Source organism: Ruminococcus sp. MCC718 (assembly GCF_018783905.1).
Lineage (GTDB): Bacteria > Bacillota > Clostridia > Lachnospirales > Lachnospiraceae > Hominisplanchenecus > Hominisplanchenecus faecis.
This window is the reverse complement of the sequence record NZ_WQNP01000115.1, coordinates 1-204: the sequence shown is the minus strand read 5'-3', so window position 1 is coordinate 204 and position 204 is coordinate 1. Positions and strand designations below refer to the sequence as shown.

Annotated in this window: 1 protein-coding gene; it reads left to right on the top strand. The window is 37.7% G+C overall.

Annotation, left to right across the window (positions count from 1 at the left end; all coding sequences use genetic code 11):
• The coding region (locus GPK60_RS10740) for a zinc ribbon domain-containing protein (RefSeq protein WP_215660008.1) at positions 1-186 on the top strand (186 nt) is incomplete at its 5' end.
• Between the last annotated feature and the right edge of the window lie 18 nt (positions 187-204).

Here is a 204-nt window from a genome sequence, read left to right as displayed (position 1 = left end):
AAATATGTCAAAATAGATACATTCTATGCCAGTAGTCAGCTGTGTTCCGTTTGTGGATACCAAAATACAGAAACAAAAAACCTGTCCGTAAGGGAATGGGTATGTCCTGTCTGTGGCACAACGCATGACAGAGATATCAATGCAGCAAAGAATATACTGGAAGAAGGATTAAGACGAATAGCATAAAAGGAATAACAATATAGG